General features: G+C 40.9%; 5 protein-coding genes. All 5 read right to left on the reverse strand.

Annotated elements, in window-relative coordinates; translation table 11 throughout:
* Nucleotides 1–65 precede the first annotated feature (65 nt).
* Nucleotides 66–794, reverse strand: a complete 729-nt coding sequence (locus tag SD31_RS11645) for a Bcr/CflA family efflux MFS transporter (protein ID WP_052259005.1) — start codon at nucleotides 792–794, stop codon at nucleotides 66–68.
* 74 nt (nucleotides 795–868) lie between these two features.
* Nucleotides 869–1936 (reverse strand): M48 family metallopeptidase, encoded by a 1068-nt coding sequence (locus tag SD31_RS11650; protein ID WP_039054249.1) that lies wholly within the window; start codon nucleotides 1934–1936, stop codon nucleotides 869–871.
* A gap of 2 nt (nucleotides 1937–1938) precedes the next feature.
* The gene (locus SD31_RS11655) at nucleotides 1939–2904 is read right to left on the reverse strand and encodes a YjgN family protein (protein ID WP_039054250.1); all 966 of its coding nucleotides are present in this window, start codon (nucleotides 2902–2904) and stop codon (nucleotides 1939–1941) included.
* Nucleotides 2905–3050: 146 nt separating this feature from the next.
* Nucleotides 3051–3227 (reverse strand): hypothetical protein, encoded by a 177-nt coding sequence (locus SD31_RS16690; RefSeq protein ID WP_156138344.1) that lies wholly within the window; start codon nucleotides 3225–3227, stop codon nucleotides 3051–3053.
* A 319-nt stretch (nucleotides 3228–3546) separates the two neighbouring features.
* A partial coding sequence (locus SD31_RS11660; protein WP_156138345.1) for a SusD/RagB family nutrient-binding outer membrane lipoprotein occupies nucleotides 3547–3980 on the reverse strand: 434 nt, incomplete at its 5' end.

Here is a 3980-nt window from a genome sequence, read left to right on the forward strand (position 1 = left end):
TATTTCCTATGATAAGCCCCACGGCATTGACTGCAAAAAATATTCCGTATTGAGAAGGTGTAACCTTATAAATATTCTGAAAGATGAACGGCGAGGAGGCTAAGTAGGACGAAAAACATCCCACTAGTAAATCCTATGGACAAGGTATAATTGAGATAATTGCGGTTTCTAAGCACCTTACCAAAAGACGAATAAGTTTTGAGCATATTGCCCTGCAGTCGTCTCGATACAGGTAGCGTCTCTTTGAAATAAACTCCTCCCATAAGGATACAAACACCCAAAATAAGAAGTACAACAAATATTCCCCTCCAGTCCGTAAAGTCCAACAGCACCCCACCTCCTACCGGAGCTATGATAGGTGCTATCCCATTTATCACAGCCAGAGAAGAAAGAAATCGGGCTAAGTGCTCCTCTTCATACAGGTCTACCGCTATGGAACGGGAAATTACAAGCCCTCCCGCTCCGGCAAATCCCTGCAATAGCCTAAAAAAGTTGAAAGATTCGATGTTCCAAGCGTATATACATCCCAAGGTTGCCAACACAAAAGCCACTAAAGACATCAGCAAAGGTGTTTTCCTTCCTTGCTTGTCGCTTAGGGGACCGAAGAGCAGCTGTCCCGTCGCCATTCCTATGAAGCTGAACTTAAGACTCAGCTGCACGTTAGACGCATTTGTCGCAAAAGCTTCCGTCAAGACCGGCAATGCCGGTAAATATAAGTCCGTCGTTAAAGGGGCAAAAGCAGACAATATTGCTGCAAATACCAAAATAAAAGTCGCCGAATTCTGTCTGTGCATAGATGAATACTTTTTCCGCTAAAGGCGACAAATTTACACTTTCAGCATGGAATTTTACTGCTAAAAAATAAAAGCTATCGGGTTTTAAGCTTCCGGAAAAGAGAGTATAGCCGTGTGTTGGATGAAATATGATGAGGAGTGCTATCGATTATATCCTGCATCTTTTTCTTTCTTTCTGCAGTCAAAGGGTGCGTGCTCAGGAGTTGGGGGATAGAAAACTTTTCTTGTGCTTCCAGACGTTCGAATAGCCGCACCATACCTTGGGGATCCAGACCATTATCCATAAGAATCTTTAACCCCAAATAGTCGGCTTCCTCTTCAAACTTACGCGAATAAGAGAGAGAATTCAGCTGATGGACGTTGTCCGCAATAACGGTCATTATGCCGTTTACGTCGCTAATCAGCAAAGATATCACCATATAACCGGCTAGGTTGCGACTCAACATCTTTACCGAATGGCGTTGGTTGACGTGTGAAGCTTCATGCCCCAACAGGGCAGCAAGTTCTTCAGCACTACGTAGCGAATCCACCAAAGCGGAGTACACGACAATCTGCCCATTCGGAGCGGCAAAAGCATTCATCTCCTTTGATTTCACTACAGCAAATTTTAAAGGTTTATTATTTTGCAGGTTGAGTTCCCGTGCAAAAAGGGTAAGGTATTCGCTTCTACGGTGATCTATGTCGTTTTTCTCCAAAAAATTTTCGGTAAACATATCGCCCAACGTATCGTCAAAGCTATCAGGAAGCAGCCCTACTGCTCTTTCCGCCAGAGGAGGTAGCAGATAGAAATATGCAACCACTATCAAGGCCATCAGACCTATGCTTATTGCGACCAACTTCTTATAACCTAACTGCAATAAGCGCGTGTGAATATCCACGCGCTTATGTTGTTTCATATACTTATAAAAACGGTCTGCAAAGTCGTCGTTGTCGACCTTAAGGATTGCACCCGAATATCTTTTGTTGCGCAGCTCCACCACACTACCGTAGCGCTCAAACTCGAGGTCCTTAATCTGCCACTTTTGCTCGTGTTCTATAGACTGCAGAACCAACATATCGCTTTGCTCTTCCATCGTGACCAATGCAAAGCGAGCCGCTGAAGACTGCCCGTCAAAATATGTTCCTTCAACTTTTAAGCTCATTCCTATGCTAGATCTATGTCGAAGAAGTCCATAGCATCTTCACCGAAAGCGTCTAAATATTCGTCTTCCGTCTGCTGTATCTCGTCTAGGTTAATATTTCCCTCCAATTTGATGTTATCTAAGATAAATTTATAAAGACGTACATCGGCCCACGCCTTTCCTAAGCCCAATGTGAAAACAATGATGAAGAAGTTTCCAACGAGCAAACGTAAAAATCCTATGCCGGTAGCGGTAGAATGGCATCGTATCTTCTGTTCTCCCCTCCGCATAGACATCGTGTTAACGAAATAGTTAAAGATATCACGATACCACCAGAAAGAATATATGCCAAGGGTGAGGATTGTCAGAAGATACCCTTTCAGGTTAAGAATAAAGTATTCAAATCCTTCCGACTCATTGTCAAACTCCACGTCTCCGTAACGTATATTACCATAAATATAGCGACGCAGATTCATCTCCATCCAAAACACATAAATACCTAGAGTAAAAGCAGTTAGAATTAACCACTTGAAGAAGTATTTAACAAGCTTTTCGCGTTCACCACGGTAGCCAAAGCGTATACCGCGATAGGTAGTGCGACTCATCCTATAACGGAAAGCGCCGTGTATAGCCAAAGGTATAATACCCAGAAGACCAACATACAAGATAATGATGGCTATGATTAAGCTACTTTGAAGATATAGATAATAGAAAGCTCCCAAAATAATTGCGTAGAATACCATCAGCTTAATAAAGCCGATAAACATTTCCTTTCCTGTGCCGGAAAAATGAAAACGCTCGTTGTTCAATGAGACATTTCCGTATATATAGCGTAGCTTCTTGGCTCTAGCCCATGGATAATAAAGTCCTAGTGTCACCAAAGTCAATAACCAGTTGACAATAACTATGGAGAAATATTCAGACCCTTTACCCAAAAATTCCAGTCGATAGTTTTGCTGTAGGCTTGTGTTTTCTGCAGTCAATTCCATATTATAATACCGTAATAATTGTTTAGTTTGTTATAATTTTCAAAGTATCACAAAATAATAAAAATCAACCGTATTACAAGACATCCCAAAGAGCCAATTTAAATTTTCGGCATGAGACAGCTTTTCGTGCTATGGTACACCAACAGTTATAGGACAAAGGCTATGGTAAAATAAGTGACGAAGTTACCTAGACCATGAGCTACCCAGCCGGGAATGATACTGCCATTGCCTTTCTTTTCCTTTATATAGCCTAAAGTCTTACCCTGAGGCTTGTAAAGTCCTACATACTGCAGAAACCCTGTGCTCTTATCCTTTCTGAACAAGAAAAAAGAAAAGGAACAAGAACCATAAAGCCAACCTGAAATAGCGTAGAAATTACTTCATTCATCAATTCATTCATAGGTCTAATAATTTAGGTTATCAATATGGATTTAGTATTGAAATTAAAATGTAACTGGTTGTCAAGATACAAACCATCGTTCTTGTAACAAATTTATTAAAATTCAGAAAATAACAAACCCATTGCAATATTATTTCTATAAAATACAATATTCTGTTAGAGAAGATATTATCTATATAGCAGGCGGACAAAAAACAAAAAAGCCCGGATATGTTCCGGACTTTCATTAAGATGAACAAAACTTATTTATTCCACCATACTTTTGTACTTAACACATCATCACCTTGATTGGCTAAGGCGTTTTGATAATTGCTCTTGTTTGTAGACTGTTCTTTCAGCGGATAAACAAGGCGTGAAGGTATAGCGTCCCCTACTTCCGGTTCAAATCTATATTCTACTGTGTTTCCCCCCACTGTTCCGGCGAAGATGACGTCACCTTTTTTCACTAAGAACAGAGGGTATCCTGTTCTACGGATTTCGGACCAAGCTTCAATACCTTGGGTAAATAGAGCTAGATATTTTTGGGTAAGTACATTTTCCTTATTGGCTGGTGGTAAGAGCGCCAAATAAGCGTTCGCTTCAGCAGCTCCCACACCCCACTTGTCCAAGGATGCTTTTACTCCCCTTTCATATGCWTCCTKATCCCAATTCCTGTATTCTGAAATCAAAAATTCCA

This window comes from Sphingobacterium sp. T2, assembly GCF_000814685.1.
Taxonomy (GTDB): domain Bacteria; phylum Bacteroidota; class Bacteroidia; order Sphingobacteriales; family Sphingobacteriaceae; genus Sphingobacterium; species Sphingobacterium thermophilum.

Excerpts from the sequence above, each read along its gene's own strand:
- SD31_RS11655 (WP_039054250.1), bottom strand. The coding sequence starts at position 2,904 with ATGGAATTGACTGCAGAAAACACAAGCCTACAGCAAAACTATCGACTG.
- SD31_RS11650 (WP_039054249.1), bottom strand. The coding sequence starts at position 1,936 with ATGAGCTTAAAAGTTGAAGGAACATATTTTGACGGGCAGTCTTCAGCG.
- SD31_RS11645 (WP_052259005.1), bottom strand. The coding sequence starts at position 794 with ATGCACAGACAGAATTCGGCGACTTTTATTTTGGTATTTGCAGCAATA.